Here is a 14,627-nt window from a genome sequence, read left to right as displayed (position 1 = left end):
TACGCGACAAGTCCATGTCGTCGACCGCACATCGATCGCACATGAGGACGCGGGAAAGGGGAGCGGAACGGGTCGGCGCCGGCCCTGTGGCGGCCTTCGTCTCAGCCGTCCTGCCCGGGAGGGAGTGTGGTGTGCCGCTCCGGGCCGTGGATGATCACGGCGCCCCGGAAGCCGTCCGGCGAGATCGTCGACATCGCGTCGAGCGACGGGGGCGGGACGGGCAGCAGGTGGGCGTCGACCCAGGTGTCACCCGCGGCGGTGTTGGTCCATGGGTCCTCGATCACGACGGCGCCCGGCACCGCGCCGTGGCAGAGCACCCAGTGCGGTACGTCGAAGCCCTGCATCTCGGCGAGCGAGACCAGGAGCAGCACATGCTCTCGTCGGCCGAGCGCGCTCCGGATCGCCGTCATGGGCAGATGACGCGAGTCGATCGGGACGCCGACCCGTCCGGCTTCCGCCCGCGACGTCTCCTGGAGCACGGCACGCCACTCCTGTTCGTCCTGCGGGTAGTGGCCGAGCAGGACGGGCCGGTCCGTGTCGAGGGAGACGGTGACCGGGGACGACGGCCATGCCCGGCGCACGGCGACGCCCAGTCCGACGGGTTCGCACGCGGGGAAGTTCGTCGCGTCGCGCCACAGTGTCAGCTCCGCAGGGCGGTCGAGCGATTCCCGCGGCAGCCGCCCCGCGTGCGCCTGCGCGACCAGGGCTGTGACGGCGCCGCAGGTGAAGTGGGTCGTCTGCGCGTAGTACGGGGGTTCGTCGACCGCTTCGTCGTGCAGCCAGCGCACATGGCCGGCAGCGGGCCCGCTCGCCGCCTCCGGCTGCGCGAGCGGCGGACTCAACGGGGCGAAGCCCGCAGCGGCGGCGACCTCGGAAGTCACCGTCCACCCCTCCCATTTGACCTGTGCGAGCTCGCGGTCGTGTGCGTGGGCGACCACGGCCCGTACGGCTGCCGGCACGTCGCCGACGGCATCGACGATCTTCAGATAGGCCGTGTGCGGGCGGGCCGTCACGAGCGCGGCGGCAGTCCAGTCCTCGTCGTCGCCCACGACGGCCACGATGCGGGGGGCGTGGGCGGAACGGTCGACCCCGCGCCAGCGTTCCAGTACGTCGTGGTGTCCGAGCCGCTTCAACCGGTCCGGCGGCTCGGCGGGATCGAAGGGGACGACGGTGCTCTTCACGGGCGTGTCCTGACGGGACGGCATTCCGGCACTCCTTGACGGGGCGAAGGGGGTGAGGGGCGGGGCGTCGGCACCCCGGCACCGGGCTGGGCGCCCGGTGTCATGCGCGCGACCTTCGGAGCACCCAGATGAAGTACGGCGCCCCGACCAGGGAGATCATGAGGCCCGCCGGCATCTGGGCAGGCGCGACGACAGTGCGGCCGAGGGCGTCGGCCACGCAGACCAGCAGTCCGCCCAGCAGCATCGAGACCGGGATCACGCGGCCGTGCCGGGAACCCACCAGCGACCGGGCGAGATGCGGGGCCACGAGCCCCACGAAGCCGACGACTCCGACGGCGATCACGCTGAGCGCCGCGAGCACCGCGGCGATCGCCAGTGCGGCGAAACGGGTGCGTTCCGGCCTGACGCCGACCACGCGCGGGGTGTCCTCGTCGACGGCGAGCAGATCGAGCCGGTGTCTCATACCGAGCAGCATGGGGAGCGCGAGCGCCAGCGCTGCCGCTACCGGTACGACATCGGGCAGTGTGCGCCCGTAGGTCGTGCCGGAGAGCCAGGTGAAGATCCGGGGTGTGTTCCACGGGTCGGCGCGCAGCAGAAGGAAGGTGGTGACGGAGCTGAGGCCGTACCCGCAGCCGATGCCGATGAGTACGAACCGGTCGGGCAGGAAGCCGCCGCGCCAGGCTAGCAGGGCGATCACCGCGAACGTGGCGAGCCCCGTCGTCACCGCCGCGGCGATGAGCAACGGCCGTCCGCCGGACAGTCCCGATGTCACGATGGTCACCGCCCCCAGACCGGCACCCGCCGTGATGCCGAGCACGCCCGGCTCCGCCAACGGGTTGCGGACCGCGCTCTGCACGGCGCATCCGGACAGTCCGAGTGCCGCGCCGGCGAGCACCGCGGCGACCACGCGTGGAACCCGGTCGTCGAGCGCCTGGCCGATCAGGTCCGGGGCGAGCCCCCGGCCCCAGAGCACGATGTCCCCCGTCCGCAGCCAGAGGCTCCCCGCGAGGGTCGCCACGAGGGCCGCCGCGGCCAGGAGCACCACGGCGCCGATCACCACGAGGAGGAACGACCGGCGTGACCGTGTGGCGACCCGTGCGCGCGGCGGTTGCCGCAGCCCGCCCGTGTCGCGCAGGCGGAGCGCGAGGACCACGATCACAACGGCGCCGAGCAGCGCCGTCGGTACGCCCGTGGGGATGGAGGCGGCTTCGCCGGCACCCTGCACCGCGCGCAGGAACGCGTCCGCGAGCAGGATGAGCAGTGCACCGAGCAGCCCGGACGCGGGCACCATCAGGAGGTGCCGGCGCAGCGCCCTCACCCGCCCCGCGATCAGGCGGGCCAGGACGGGGGCGCCGAGTCCGACGAAGGCGATCGGACCCGCGAGCGTCACCGACGTGCTGGTCAGGAGCACCGCGCAGAAGACGGCGATCACCCGGGTGGTACGGATCGGCACGCCGAGGGAGGACGCGGCGTCGTCGCCGAGACCCATCACGTCCAGCTTCCTGGACAACGCCAGGGCGACACAGAGCACCGCGGCCATGAGGGGGAAGGCGCGTACCGACGCGTCGATGTTCAGTTGCGCGAGCGAGCCGCTTCCCCAGGCGAACAGGCCGGTCGTGTTCTGTTCGAACAGGATGAGCAGCATCGCGGTCGCCGAGTCCAGGGCCATCGCCATCGCCGATCCGGCGAGGATGAGGCGCGTGCCCGCGGTGCCGGAGGCCCGGCCCGCGAGGGCCAGCACGAGCGCCGCCGCGAGCAGGCCGCCGGCGAAGGCGACGGCGCCCGACGCCCACAGGGGGACGGTGAGGCCGAAGGCCGCGACGAGGGAGAGCGTGAAGTAGGCCCCGGCCGTGACGGCGAGGGTGTCCGGGGAGGCGAGCGTGTTGCGCGTGACGGACTGCAGCAGTGCGCCGGCGGAGCCGAGGGCGAAGCCCACGGCCACACCCGCGAGGAGGCGCGGCAGGCGTGATCCGGTGAAGATCTCGCCGACCGGTGCCCCGCCGGTGTTCGCCCCGTCCCCGGCGAAGTACCGCACCAGATCCCGGACGCCCACGCCCGAAGTCCCTTGAGTCAGATGCCACATGCCCACCAGGGCCACCGCGACGAGGAGGAGCGCCAGGACGGCCGCGCCGGCGGCGCCGTGGCCGGTGCGCGGGCGCGGTTTCCGTCCGGGGGCCGGTGCCGGCGGTGTGCTCAGCGCTGGTGGTGTGTTCACCGCTGGTGGTGTGTTCACCTTTTGCTCTGTGTTCACTTCGGGTGTTGTGTTCACTTCTTTTCGAGCACGTCGACGTACGCGTCGATCGCCTGCTCACAGGAGCGCGGACCGCCCGCGCCCCACACCCGTGCCGGGAACGCGTGCGCGCGGCCCTCCTTCACGGCCGGGAGCGACTTCCAGATCGGGTTCTTCTCCAGCGCCGCGACGTATCCTCCCGCTCCTTCGTCGTTGGCGTAGAAGAGGTTGGCCTTCCCCATCGCGGTGAGTCCCTCGGCATCGGTCTGCGCGAGGCCGTAGGAGGGATCGACACCGCCGTTCCCGTGGGCCTTGTTGACGTCGTCGGTCCATGCGGGGGTCATACCGAGCTCTTCGCCTATCGCGGTGAACAGGGCTCCCTTGCCGTAGGGGCGGACGGTGAGGTTGCCGCCCTGCAGCCATCCGTCGAAGAACAGGAAGTCCTTGGTCGGCAGACCGGCGGCGGTCACCTGCTTCTTGGCCGTGGCGAGGTGCTCGTCGAACTCCTTGAGCACCTGGTCGGCCCGTTCGGTGCGCCCCGTCGCCTTGCCGATCATGCTGAACACGTTCTGCATGTTCTTGATCGGGTCGGCCGGGTCCGCCCCCAGCGTGGCCAGCACCGGCACGCCGCGCTTCTCCAGCTTCTTGATGATCTCGTCCTCGGCCTTGAACGCCTCCACGACGACGAGGTCGGGCTTCGTCGCGAAGAGGGTGTCGAGGTCGGGCTCCTCACGGGTGCCGATGTCCTTCACCCCTGCGGGCAGCTTCTCCGCGCTCACCCAGGTGCTGTATCCCTTCGCGTCGGAGACCGCGGTGGGGGTCACGCACAGGGTGAGCGCGTCCTCGATCTGCTGCCATTCCAGGACCGCGATCCGCTTGGCGGGCCTGTCGAGCTTCACCTGCCGGCCGACGCCGTCCTTGAAGGACACCGGCTTCGTCGACGTCGTGGTGGTGTCCCCGGCGCAGCTCTTCGAGGAGGGCGACGCCGCGGTTCCGGCGGCCGTCGTCTTCTCGACGCTGGTCGTGCCACAGGCCGTTGAGGTGAGTACGACGGCGAGCCCTGTGGCGGCTGCTGCCGCCAGGCGACGGGCACGATTCATTGAGGATCCTCTTTCTGGTGATTCAGCGGATTGCTGGCGATTCGGTGGATCGGCTGATTCGGTGGAGCGGCTTCTAGCGATTCGCCGGAGCGGCCGATGCGCCGCTCCGTGCGGAGTGCCGCCCGATCGGGTCGATGCGGAGACGGCCCGTGCGGGGGTCCGCTTCGACCTCGACGCGAATGTCGTAGACCTCGCCGATGTTCTGCGCGGTGAGGACATCGACGGGTGCGCCCGCCGCGTACACGCGGCCGGAGCGCATGAGGACCAGCGTGTCCGCGACGCGGGTGGCGTGGTCGAGGTCGTGCAGCACGATGCCCACCGCGACGCCGTGTTCCTCCACGAGGTCACGCACCAGGTCGAGCGTCTCGATCTGATAGCGCAGGTCCAGGTGGTTCGTCGGCTCGTCCAGCAGCACGACGCCGGTGTCCTGGGCCAGGCAGGCCGCGAGCCAGACACGCTGCACCTCCCCGCCGGAGAGTTCCCCGGCCGGCCGGTCGGCCATGTCGCGCACGCCGGTGACATCCATGGCGTGGTCGACGGCGCTCCGGTCGTCGGGCGACAGACCGGAGAAGCGGCGTCGGTACGGGTGTCGTCCGAACGCCACGACCTCCGAGACCGTCAGCCCCTGTGGCGCGGGCCTCGACTGGGAGAACAGGGTGACCTCGCGGGCGAACCGGCGCGCGCTGAGCAGGGCCGCCGCGCGTTCGGGGTGTCCGTCACGGGCGCCGAGCGTCACCCGGCCGTCCTCCACCGGGTGCAGTCGGGCGAGCGCGCGCAGCAGTGTGGACTTTCCGCTGCCGTTCGGTCCCACCAGAGCGGTCGCACGACCGGGCTCCAGGGTCAGTGAGACGCCGTGGACGACCGGCGTCCCGCCGTACCGCAGCACCAGGTCATGACCGTTGAGGGTGGCCGTGGGCGACGCGGGGTCGACGGCACGCCGAACGGCGCGCCGGGAAGAGCTTGTGAACATCGGTGGGTCCGGGTGACTGGAGGGGCAACGACTGCGGCACCCTCCGTCCGGCCGTTGCCGGCCGGGCCGCGGACTCCCCGGCATCCGGAACGGACGTACACGGCGAGCAACAACTAAGGGTTACCTAACTAAGGGAAGGCTATCTTCCGCTCGCCGTGTCGGCAATCAGGAGTTCTGGACACCCGATACGGGATTCCGGACACCGTCCTGGGATTCGTCGGCCGCGACGAAGAACGCCCCCGGTGTGGCCCCCATGACCCGCCGGAAGGCGGCGATGAAGGTACTGGGCTGTGCGTAGCCGAGCACGTCGGAGACGGTCTGCACATCGAAGCCCTCGGAGAGCAGCGTCAGTGCCCGGTGGGCGCGCAGCATCTGCCGCCACTGCGCGAAGGAGAGCCCGGTGGCCCGGCGGAACGCGCGGGCGATCGTACGGTCGCTGATCCCCAGGGTGCGCGCCCACTCGTCCAGCGAGCGGCAGTCGGCGGGATCGTCCAGCAGGGCTTCGGCTATCGCGTCGATCCGGGAGTCGCCGGGCAGCTGCAACGCGAACTGGCGCTCCGCCGGCTGGAGCACGTCGAACACCACCGCCTCCGCCCGCGCCCTGGCCGCGGCTTCGAGATCCGTGCGGGCCAGATGGGCCAGCAAGGACTCCAGCACCGGCGTCATCGTGATCGCGGTCGGCCCCTCGAACGTGAACGGCGTGCGTTCGGGGGCGAAGAAGGCATCGTGGAACCGCACACCCGCCGTCGCCCGTCCCCCGTGCACCACGCCGGCCGGCATCCACAGCCCGTATCCCTCGGACACGGTGAAGACACGGTCCTCCACACGGGACGTCAGTGTTCCTCCGCGCACCCAGACCAGCTCGTGCAGTTGGTGCGCGTGCGGAGCCCACTCGGTGGGAACGGAAGGAACCTGCGATTCGGCGAGGATGGCAAAGGGCGCCACCGCCTGCCCCGGACGCGCCGCGGCCCGGCGCACCACAGTGCTCGTTTCGCGCCGCCACATCCCGGGGCTCGCGCCATTACGGGACGATTCGGCCATACGAGCGAGTGTATCCAGGGCCTGCAGCGAGGCCGCACACCCCCCGTGGCCCGGACGAAGGGCGGGACCGCGGCCACGGCAGGCGTGCCGGACGGGCACTCATGACAGCAGGCGTGGCCTCATGCAGACGGCCGGTCCCCAGTGTCACCACGGTCCTGCCCGGCGAAGCGACGCCGTGCGGCCTCGATCTCGTCCAGGTAGCGGCGGGTCCAGGCACACATCCCGTTGACCGTTTCCCGCAGCGCCCCGCCCGCCTCGGTGAGTCGGTACTCCACGCGGGGCGGCACCGTGGCATGCACGGTTCTGTGCACCACCCCGTCGCGTTCCAGCCCGCGCAGTGTCTGCGTGAGCATCTTGTGGCTGATGCCCTCCACCTCGGTCCGCAGTTCGGTGAACCGCAGCGTCCGCGCCCCCAGGACATTGATGATCAGCAGGGCCCATTTGTTGGCCACCCCCGAGAAGATCTCACGTGCCAGGGAATCGGCGCGCATCACGTTCGCGTCCTCGGACGCACGCCTGATCTGCTCGCTCTCCATCAGGTGCCTCTCTCACCGAAAAGTGCGTTCTTCCACGTCAGAGCGTACTCACCTACGGTTCCCGAGTAACCGGAAGAGACCGATGGGGGCACAACCATGACCATCCTCAAGACCTACGCACGCCTGTGGACCGACGACCTCGACCGTGCGCTGCCACTGCTGGAGCAGCTCACCGGCGAGCGGTCCCACCTGCGGATGACGTTTCACACGCTCGGCCTCTGCGCGATCGGCGACTTCCTCGTCATCGCCGGGCCGGCCGGGGAACGCGCGAAGTACAGTCACGCCTCCGCCACCGTGGTCGTCGATGATCTCGACGCCCTCCAGGCGACCCTGGAGTCTGCCGGCGCCACCATCACCACTCCCGCGACCGCCGGGCCGACAGGGCGGTTCCTCTACGCCCGCCATGCGGACGGAGCGGGTGTCGAGTACGTCGAATGGCACGCGGAACTGGTGCGCGAGCTGATCGACGCACAGTCCGGACGGACGGTTGGGCCGTCAGTCGGCAAGAGCGGCCTCGACGAGCGCCTTGATGTACGGGAGGTCATTGCCGGCCCCCGTCGGGTTCAGGGAGTACACCAACCGGTGTCCTAGGTCGCGGGTGGCGAAGAACCCGTTGTCCCAGCCGGGTCGGGAACCCGTCTTTCCCCAGACGTCCCGGCCGTCCGAGAGCCGGTGGCGCATGAGCCCGCCGATGCTGTAGCAGGCCTTCGGACCGGGGCAGTTGGCATTGGTGGCGGCGTTCTTCGCCCTCGGCACGGCGAACACCAGCCTCTGCTGGGCGGGCGGGAGCAGGCGGCCCCGGAACAACGCGGTGACGAAGCGGTCCTGGTCGGCGGCGGTGGAGATCATGCCGCCCTCCGCCCACGGGTACGGACTCTGTTCGGTCACGTCCTGCCCGTCCACGTACACCTGGGCGTGGGGTGAGGGGATCGTCGGGTCGTCGGGGGCGGGCAGCCCGGTGTGGCGCAGGCGCAGCGGCCCGATGATCCTGCGTTCCAGTTCGTCGGTGTAGGAGCGGCCGGTGACCTTCTCGACGATCAGGCCGAGAACGAACGAGTTGAGCCCGTTGTACTGCTGCACGGATCCCGGTGCGGGCGGCGCGCCGGTGGCCTCGGCGAACGAGTCGCGCAGAAAGTCCTTTGGCGTCACGGACCTGAGCTGCCATCCGGGTCCGTCGGCCGGGCCGGGCGTCGGGGCAGGCTTGGGCAGACCACTCGTGTGGTCGAGGAGCTGGCGCACGGTGACGCGGTGGAACGCCTTGGGCAGCACCTCGGGGACGTACCGCCGCGCCGGGGTGTCGAGGCCGATCCGGTGTTCGGCGACGAGTTGAAGCACCACCGTGTTGGTGAAGGCCTTGGTGACACTGCCGATCCGGAAATGCGCGTCGGCGGTGACCGGTCCGGCGGTGGCCCCCACGCCGTCCCGCCTGATCAGCGCGCCCGCAACGACGCCGTCGGGCAGGCGGTCGAGGACGTCCTGGACGGTGGGGTCCGCGGGCGCCGGGGTGCCGGCCGCAGGCGCGGCGGCGACCGAGGGCAGCACCGCGCCCGCCGTGACCGCGGTGGCCAGGGCGAGGGTGGTGACGGCGAGACGGATACGCATAAAGATTCCTCCGGAGCGGCACTGGGGCTCGACTGCGTCACCAACTCTGCTGTGCGCGGCCGCCCTTGCCCATCGGTGATCACCCTGATCACGACCCTGGACAGTCCCCGAGGGGCACCACCCGGACGCCGGCACCGCAGCACGCCGGCCGGGTCCGGTCCCGGGTGCGGTTGCCGGGGAAGCAAGTGACGGCGTGAGTGCGGCCGGTGAGGCGGGGCAGTGGGCCGACGACCGCACCGATACGGTCGTCGCATGGATGCCGACGAACGACTCCTTCACGCCTCGTCGTTCGGCGCGGCGGCGATCGCGTACGACGAGCACCGACCGGATTACGCCCGGGCCGCGGTGCGTTGGGCACTCGGGCCCGCGCCCGGCCCGCGGGTGCTTGACCTCGGCGCCGGGACCGGCAAGCTCACCGCCACGCTGGACGCGCTGGGCGCAGAGGTCGTCGCGGTCGAACCCGACCCGGAGATGCTGACCGGGCTGCGCCGCTCGCTGCCCGCTGTCCGTGCGCTGCCGGGTAGCGCGGAGGAGATTCCGCTGCCGGACGGCTCCGTCGATGCCGTCCTGGCCGGCAACGCCATGCACTGGTTCGACATGGCGGTCGCGGGCCCGGAGATCGCCAGGGTCCTCGCACCGGGCGGCGTCCTCGCCGGCCTGTGGAACGTCATGGACGACCGGGCCGAGTGGGTTGCCGGGCTCGCCCGGGTCGGCGGGAGCGCGGCGATCGGCCCCCGTGACACGCCCACCGGCTGGCGCGCCGAAACGGCTCGCATGCACGTTCCGAGGACCGGCGCGGCGGCCCGGTTCCGCTCGCCGGAACAGGCCGGGTTCCCGCACGGGCAGCGTCGCACCGCCGACACACTCGTCGCGACCCTCGCGACGAGGGCGGGAATGCTCGTCATGCCGGCCCCCGAACGAGAGGCCGTGCTGGGCCGGATCCGCGCCTACCTCGCGAGCCGGCCGGAGACCACCGACGGCGAGTTCACGCTTCCGATGCTGACCTGCGTGCTGCGCGTCCGGCAGCTGTGAAGCAGCGGATCGGCAACGATCGGTGACACACCGCATGCCGTCCCGCACGGGCAGCGGATCGATCGAGCAGGTCCCCGGTCCGTGAGACACAGACGGACCTGGGCCGCGCCGTCCGGAGCGTCGGACCGTCGTTCAGGATCGGCGGCGATGTCGTCCCGGTCGGGCCCATGAAGGCAAAGGCTGCCCGCTGCCTCTCGCATCGGTGTGGGCCTCGGCCCGGGGCGAGGCTGCGGGCTGGTCGGGGACAGGCCCGTCCGCTCGCCGAGCTCACTGCCCGTCGCGGCACTGGGGCGTCCGGTCGGGCGTCACGCGCAGGTGCGCACGCGCCCCCTGTGGTCCGAAGAGGATCAGGGCTTCGACCGCACCGCCGTCGGCACTGCCCAGCCAGTGCGGGAGCGTCGTGTCGAACTCGGCGACCTCACCGGGTGTCAGGGTCAGTTCGCGCTCACCGAGCAGCAGCCGCAGGCGGCCGCTGAGAATGTACAGCCATTCGAAGCCTTCGTGGGTCTGCGGCGTCGGTTCGCGGAGGGCCGGCGAGGCAGGAATGATCATTTTGAACGCCTGCATGCCACCGGGCCGCCGTGACAGCGGGACGAAGACCATCCCGAAGCGACGGATCGGCTTCAGGTGGATGCGGGGGTCACCGGTGCGCGGCGCACCGACGAGGTCGTCGAGGGGCACGCCGTAGAGCCGGGCCAGCGGGAGCAGCAGGTCCAGAGACGGCCGGCGCTGTCCGCTCTCCAGCCGGGACAGTGTGCTCTGCGACACCGCAGTCACCTCGGCGAGACCGGCGAGGGTCATGCCGCGTTCGCGGCGCAACGCGCGCAACCGGGCTCCGACGGCGCCGAGTACGTCCTCCGTTTCACGTTCCATCACACCATCTTGCCGAAACCGCAAGTTTCCGTGCCGGCTCGGGGATGCCCGGCAAGACTGCCGAGCGTTCGTTCCCGGCAGAAGGAGCCCTGATGAGCACCACCGACGTGGTCGAGTTCTGGAATGACGTCTACGCTGCCCGCCCGGCGGCCGTCGATCCTCGGCCCAACGTATGCCTCACCGAGACAGTCATCGGCCTGCCGCCCGGTGATGTGCTGGACCTGGGGTGCGGCGCCGGCGGCGACGCGCTGTGGCTCGCCCGCCTGGGATGGCGTGTCATCGCCGTCGATGTCTCCTCCGTGGCGGTCGAACGACTCCGCGGCCTCGCCCTCACGAACGGCCTGTCCGACGACCGGCTCTCCGCGCAGCAGCACGACTTGCGACGGTCGTTCCCCGACGGCGCGTTCGATCTCGTCTGTGCCCACTACCTCCACACTCCCCTGGACCTGGACAGGGCGGCCCTGCTGCGTGCGGCAGCGCACGCACTGCGCCCGGGCGGCCGGCTGCTGGTCGTGGACCACGGATCGACGGCCCCGTGGTCGTGGGACCAGGACCCGGATGTCCGGTACCCGGCCCCGCAGGAGGTCGCTGCGGACCTGTCCCTGGACCCGGAGACCTGGGCGGTCGAGATGGCCGACGCACGGACACGGACCGCGACCGGCCCGGACGGCCGTACGGCCGAGGTCACCGACCATGTCCTGATCATCCGCCGCACCGTCTGAACAGGGCGCGGTCCTCGAAAGGCAGACCTCATGGACACCTCCTCCCGGCGCATCCGCCGCCCCGACACACCGCCGCCCCGTACCGGCAACACCGAGACCGAGGTTCTGCGCGGGTTCCTCGACTACCTGCGGGACTCGCTGGCCGCGAAGGTCGAAGGCGCCCCCGAACCCCAGGTCCGAACAGCCGCGGTGCCGTCGGGCACGAACCTTCTCGGCCTGCTCAACCACCTCACGTGCGTCGAACGAGCGACGTTCCTCGGAGCCCGGATCACCGACTGGCCGGCGACCTTCCACGCCTCCCCTTCGCACACCGCGGCGGACGTCGTCACCCGCTACCGGGAATCGGTCACCGCGGCGAACGAGGTGCTCGACAGGTGCGTCGACCCCGGCGCACCGCTCCCCCGCTCCCGGCCGGGCAGGCCCGCACCCACTGTCCGCTGGGCACTCGCCCACATGATCGAGGAGACCGGCCGCCACACCGGACACGCCGACATCCTCCGCGAACTGATCGACGGCTCGACCGGACGCTGACCCGCGCCGCCGGGCAGGAACACGGGCCGCCCACTGCCTCGCCCTCTGCGCTCGTGTGCGTCCACCCCGCACCGGGAAGGGTCGTCGAGCCCGAGGGTTCAGCTTCTGACCAGGCAGAACGGATGCCCGGCCGGATCGGTGAAGACGCGCGCCCCGGCCTCGTCGTGTGGCTGGAACTCCGGCTTGCCCGCGCCCAGTTCCAGCAGCCGGGCCTCGACCTCGTCCAGGTCCTCCCCGACGCTGAAGCAGATGTGAAGCTGCTGGGGAACGGCCTGGCCGGGCCGGCTCGGAGCTCGGTGGTCGTCCACTCTTTGGAAGCCGAGGAGAAGTCCGTCCGCTTGGCTGAGGCCGGCGAAATCGGCGTTCGACTCAGGATGCAGTTCGAGGCCGGTGGCCTGGTGACAGAACGCCGCCAGGGCCGGCGGATCAGGGCAGTCCAGCGTTATCGCGTCCAACTTCATCCGCAGAGGCACGGCTTCTCCTGGTCGATCGGGTGATCCATCGAAGCACAGCCAGAGGCGCTCGACCCCGGCCGCCCGGCACCGTCCGCGGGAGCAGCGGTTCCGGGCGGCCGGCCGGGGCTCAGTCGCCTGCGGGGCGGGCGGCCAGGTACTCGGTCAGGCTCTCGCCGGTGAGGGGGTAGTAGTCGGAGAGCCGTGCGCCCTCGTCGAGGCGGCGGCGGGCGAACTCCTCCCGGTCCTGGTGCAGCAGGGCGTCCTCGGCGAGCGGGATCGCGTTTTGCTGCGGGACGACGACGGCGCCGTCCTCGTCGGCGACGATCAGGTCGCCCGGCATCACGAGGGAACCGCCGACGCCGACGGGCACGTTGAACGCGGAGGGGAACAGCTCGGTCTGCGAGGCGTAGTGCGGGGTCACGCCGGTGCACCAGATGGGTACGCCGAGGGCGCGCACCCGGGCCGCGTCCCGCACCCGTCCGTCCACCACGATCCCGGCGCCGCCGCGCAGCTTGAAGTAGCGCACGAGCATGTCGCCGAGGCAGCCGGTGAAGTGACTGCCGCGGGCCGACACCACGAGCACGTCGCCGGGCCGGATGGATTCGAGGACGCCCCACAGCGGGGTCTTGCGCTCGATGTCTTCCTGCTCCGCGCCGTTGAAGATGTCCTCGCGCTGCGGCAGGAACTCCAGCGTCACGGCTCCGCCGGTGATCTTGACATCCGGCTCACGGTGCAGGGGCACGGGGCCGTCGATGAACGTCCGGGTGATGCCCATCTGGTGCAGCTTCGCACAGGCGGTCGCCGCGCTCACGTCCTTGAGGGCCTCCACCATCCGTGAGGTGGGTCGTACGTAGGCCGAGGTGTGGACCGGCGCTCGCATCGACTCATAAGTACGGGTCTCCTCCGTCTCGTTGATGCGGGTCGCCCCGGTCGACGGTGCTTCCTGATCCCCAATCGGGTTCATGCACTTGCCTCTCCGCGTGCACGCAGCACGCAACGCCAGTGACATCATCGCCTATCGATGGTAGATAACAGCCAATCGATTAGTGATGTCAATGCGTCAGGAGCCGTCCGTGACCCACGCTTCCGCCGATCCCGCTGGTTCCACTGTCCGCACCGGGTGGTTCGAGGCGTCGCGCTTCGGGCTCTTCGTCCACTTCGGCCTGTACAGCCTGGCGGCGCGGCACGAGTGGGTGCGCAGCCGGGAGGCCATGTCGCAGCAGGAGTACGACCGTTACCTGCACCGGTTCGATCCCGATCTCTTCGACGCCCGTCAACTGGCTCGTGCAGCACGGGAGTCCGGGATGCGTTATGCGGTGCTGACCGCCAAACACCACGACGGATTCTGCCTGTTCGGATCGGCGCTCTCCGAGTACACCTCGATGCACGCGACCGGCCGTGACCTGGTGCGCGAGTTCGTCGACGCGATGCGCGCGGAGGGTCTGCGGGTCGGCCTGTACTACTCGCTGCTCGACTGGCACCACCCCGACTTCACGGTCGACGAGCACCACCCGTTGCGGAACACCGAGGCCCGGCAGGAGCCCCGTGACATGGCGCGCTACCGGAAGTACATGGAGGGGCAGATACGCGAACTCCTCACCGGATACGGCCGTATCGACCTGCTCTTCTTCGACTTCACCTACCCGGAGAAGGGTCCGCAGGAGTGGGGCTCGGAGCAACTTCTCGGCCTTGCACGAGAGTTGCAGCCGGGCATTCTGGTCAACGACAGGCTCGGCATTCCGGGCGACTATGTGACCCCGGAGCAGTATCAGCCCGACCGGCCACTGGAGCGGGGCGGCGAGCGGGTGATGTGGGAGGCGTGCCACACGCTCAACGGCTCCTGGGGGTACGACCGCGACAACCACGACTACAAGGACCCCGCGCTGCTGGTCCGCATGCTGGTGGAGTCCGTCGCCTGCGGCGGAAACCTCATCCTGAACGTCGGGCCCACCGGTCGTGGCGCCCTGGACCCCCGGGCCCGGGCCACGCTCCGCGCCATCGGTGAGTGGACCGAGCTGCACGCCCGGTCCGTGCACGGTGCGGGGCCGAGCGCCTTCGAGGCGCCCGCCAACGCCCTGTACACGCAGTCGGGCACCCGTCTCTATCTGCACCTGCTGGCCTGGCCCCTGAAACACCTCCATCTGCCGGGACTGGCCGGGCGCGTACGGTACGCCCAGCTCCTGCACGACGGCTCGGAGATCCGCTTCCACGAGATGGACGGCGCGCGGCACGAGCACAACAACCTCGCGCCGCCGAACCAGCCGGCGGGCACGCTCACCCTGACCCTCCCCGTCGCCCGGCCCGACGTGCTGCTCCCGGTGATCGAGCTGGTGCTGGACGGGGAGGAGTGATCC

14 protein-coding genes and 1 pseudogene are annotated in these 14,627 nt (G+C 70.8%); 5 read left to right on the top strand and 10 right to left on the bottom strand.

Features of this window, described 5'->3' with window-relative positions:
- Positions 1-101: 101 nt before the first annotated feature.
- The 6 genes from AADR41_RS01215 to AADR41_RS01190 form a co-directional block, all read right to left on the bottom strand.
- Positions 102-1,205 (bottom strand): peptidase C39 family protein, encoded by a 1,104-nt coding sequence (locus tag AADR41_RS01215; RefSeq protein WP_342279476.1) that lies wholly within the window; start codon positions 1,203-1,205, stop codon positions 102-104.
- Positions 1,206-1,281: 76 nt separating this feature from the next.
- Entirely contained in the window at positions 1,282-3,378 is a 2,097-nt protein-coding gene (locus tag AADR41_RS01210; RefSeq protein ID WP_342279534.1) for an iron ABC transporter permease, read from the bottom strand.
- A gap of 68 nt (positions 3,379-3,446) precedes the next feature.
- Entirely contained in the window at positions 3,447-4,511 is a 1,065-nt protein-coding gene (locus tag AADR41_RS01205) for an iron-siderophore ABC transporter substrate-binding protein (protein WP_342279475.1), read from the bottom strand.
- Positions 4,512-4,584: 73 nt separating this feature from the next.
- Positions 4,585-5,481: an ABC transporter ATP-binding protein gene (locus AADR41_RS01200; protein ID WP_342279474.1), complete on the bottom strand. Its 897-nt coding sequence runs from the start codon at positions 5,479-5,481 to the stop codon at positions 4,585-4,587.
- Between the two features lie 165 nt (positions 5,482-5,646).
- On the bottom strand, positions 5,647-6,486 hold the full coding sequence (locus tag AADR41_RS01195) for a helix-turn-helix domain-containing protein (protein WP_342279533.1): 840 nt from the start codon (positions 6,484-6,486) through the stop codon (positions 5,647-5,649).
- A gap of 155 nt (positions 6,487-6,641) precedes the next feature.
- Positions 6,642-7,058 (bottom strand): winged helix-turn-helix transcriptional regulator, encoded by a 417-nt coding sequence (locus AADR41_RS01190; RefSeq protein WP_342279473.1) that lies wholly within the window; start codon positions 7,056-7,058, stop codon positions 6,642-6,644.
- A 96-nt stretch (positions 7,059-7,154) separates the two neighbouring features.
- Here AADR41_RS01190 and AADR41_RS01185 point away from each other — a divergent pair.
- A pseudogene (locus AADR41_RS01185) lies at positions 7,155-7,523 on the top strand (VOC family protein); the annotation flags it as partial.
- A gap of 30 nt (positions 7,524-7,553) precedes the next feature.
- Here AADR41_RS01185 and AADR41_RS01180 read toward each other — a convergent pair.
- Positions 7,554-8,660, bottom strand: coding sequence for a serine hydrolase domain-containing protein (locus tag AADR41_RS01180; RefSeq protein WP_342279472.1), 1,107 nt, complete (start codon positions 8,658-8,660; stop codon positions 7,554-7,556).
- 252 nt (positions 8,661-8,912) lie between these two features.
- Here AADR41_RS01180 and AADR41_RS01175 point away from each other — a divergent pair, with 252 nt between their 5' ends.
- On the top strand, positions 8,913-9,692 hold the full coding sequence (locus AADR41_RS01175; protein WP_342279471.1) for a class I SAM-dependent methyltransferase: 780 nt from the start codon (positions 8,913-8,915) through the stop codon (positions 9,690-9,692).
- 267 nt (positions 9,693-9,959) lie between these two features.
- On the opposite strand, the gene AADR41_RS01170 is transcribed toward AADR41_RS01175, so the two are convergent.
- Positions 9,960-10,565 carry a helix-turn-helix domain-containing protein gene (locus AADR41_RS01170; RefSeq protein WP_342279470.1) on the bottom strand — a complete coding sequence of 202 codons (606 nt, stop codon included), beginning with the start codon at positions 10,563-10,565 and terminating at the stop codon, positions 9,960-9,962.
- 92 nt (positions 10,566-10,657) lie between these two features.
- Here AADR41_RS01170 and AADR41_RS01165 point away from each other — a divergent pair, with 92 nt between their 5' ends.
- Together AADR41_RS01165 and AADR41_RS01160 are read left to right on the top strand one after the other, a co-directional pair.
- The gene (locus tag AADR41_RS01165) at positions 10,658-11,287 is read left to right on the top strand and encodes a class I SAM-dependent methyltransferase (RefSeq protein WP_342279469.1); all 630 of its coding nucleotides are present in this window, start codon (positions 10,658-10,660) and stop codon (positions 11,285-11,287) included.
- Between the two features lie 30 nt (positions 11,288-11,317).
- Positions 11,318-11,818 carry a DinB family protein gene (locus AADR41_RS01160; RefSeq protein WP_342279468.1) on the top strand — a complete coding sequence of 167 codons (501 nt, stop codon included), beginning with the start codon at positions 11,318-11,320 and terminating at the stop codon, positions 11,816-11,818.
- A gap of 98 nt (positions 11,819-11,916) precedes the next feature.
- Here the strand turns inward: AADR41_RS01160 and AADR41_RS01155 are convergent, their stop codons facing one another.
- Positions 11,917-12,291, bottom strand: a complete 375-nt coding sequence (locus AADR41_RS01155; protein ID WP_342279467.1) for a VOC family protein — start codon at positions 12,289-12,291, stop codon at positions 11,917-11,919.
- A gap of 109 nt (positions 12,292-12,400) precedes the next feature.
- Positions 12,401-13,237, bottom strand: coding sequence for an RraA family protein (locus AADR41_RS01150; RefSeq protein WP_342279466.1), 837 nt, complete (start codon positions 13,235-13,237; stop codon positions 12,401-12,403).
- A gap of 91 nt (positions 13,238-13,328) precedes the next feature.
- On the opposite strand from AADR41_RS01150, the gene AADR41_RS01145 reads away from it, so the two are divergent.
- Positions 13,329-14,624, top strand: coding sequence for an alpha-L-fucosidase (locus AADR41_RS01145; protein WP_446750968.1), 1,296 nt, complete (start codon positions 13,329-13,331; stop codon positions 14,622-14,624).
- The last annotated feature ends 3 nt before the right edge of the window (positions 14,625-14,627 follow it).

Source organism: Streptomyces sp. CLV115 (assembly GCF_038448545.1).
Taxonomy (GTDB): domain Bacteria; phylum Actinomycetota; class Actinomycetes; order Streptomycetales; family Streptomycetaceae; genus Streptomyces; species Streptomyces sanglieri.
This window is presented reverse-complemented; position numbering and strand designations above follow the sequence as displayed.

What these genes read in the sequence shown, in the direction of transcription:
- AADR41_RS01215 (WP_342279476.1), bottom strand. Translation starts at nt 1,205, where the DNA reads ATGCCGTCCCGTCAGGACACGCCCGTGAAGAGCACCGTCGTCCCCTTC.
- AADR41_RS01205 (WP_342279475.1), bottom strand. Translation starts at nt 4,511, where the DNA reads ATGAATCGTGCCCGTCGCCTGGCGGCAGCAGCCGCCACAGGGCTCGCC.
- AADR41_RS01200 (WP_342279474.1), bottom strand. Translation starts at nt 5,481, where the DNA reads ATGTTCACAAGCTCTTCCCGGCGCGCCGTTCGGCGTGCCGTCGACCCC.
- AADR41_RS01195 (WP_342279533.1), bottom strand. Translation starts at nt 6,486, where the DNA reads ATGTGGCGGCGCGAAACGAGCACTGTGGTGCGCCGGGCCGCGGCGCGT.
- AADR41_RS01190 (WP_342279473.1), bottom strand. Translation starts at nt 7,058, where the DNA reads ATGGAGAGCGAGCAGATCAGGCGTGCGTCCGAGGACGCGAACGTGATG.
- AADR41_RS01180 (WP_342279472.1), bottom strand. Translation starts at nt 8,660, where the DNA reads ATGCGTATCCGTCTCGCCGTCACCACCCTCGCCCTGGCCACCGCGGTC.
- AADR41_RS01175 (WP_342279471.1), top strand. Translation starts at nt 8,913, where the DNA reads ATGGATGCCGACGAACGACTCCTTCACGCCTCGTCGTTCGGCGCGGCG.
- AADR41_RS01170 (WP_342279470.1), bottom strand. Translation starts at nt 10,565, where the DNA reads ATGGAACGTGAAACGGAGGACGTACTCGGCGCCGTCGGAGCCCGGTTG.
- AADR41_RS01165 (WP_342279469.1), top strand. Translation starts at nt 10,658, where the DNA reads ATGAGCACCACCGACGTGGTCGAGTTCTGGAATGACGTCTACGCTGCC.
- AADR41_RS01160 (WP_342279468.1), top strand. Translation starts at nt 11,318, where the DNA reads ATGGACACCTCCTCCCGGCGCATCCGCCGCCCCGACACACCGCCGCCC.
- AADR41_RS01150 (WP_342279466.1), bottom strand. Translation starts at nt 13,237, where the DNA reads ATGAACCCGATTGGGGATCAGGAAGCACCGTCGACCGGGGCGACCCGC.
- AADR41_RS01145 (WP_446750968.1), top strand. Translation starts at nt 13,329, where the DNA reads ATGCGTCAGGAGCCGTCCGTGACCCACGCTTCCGCCGATCCCGCTGGT.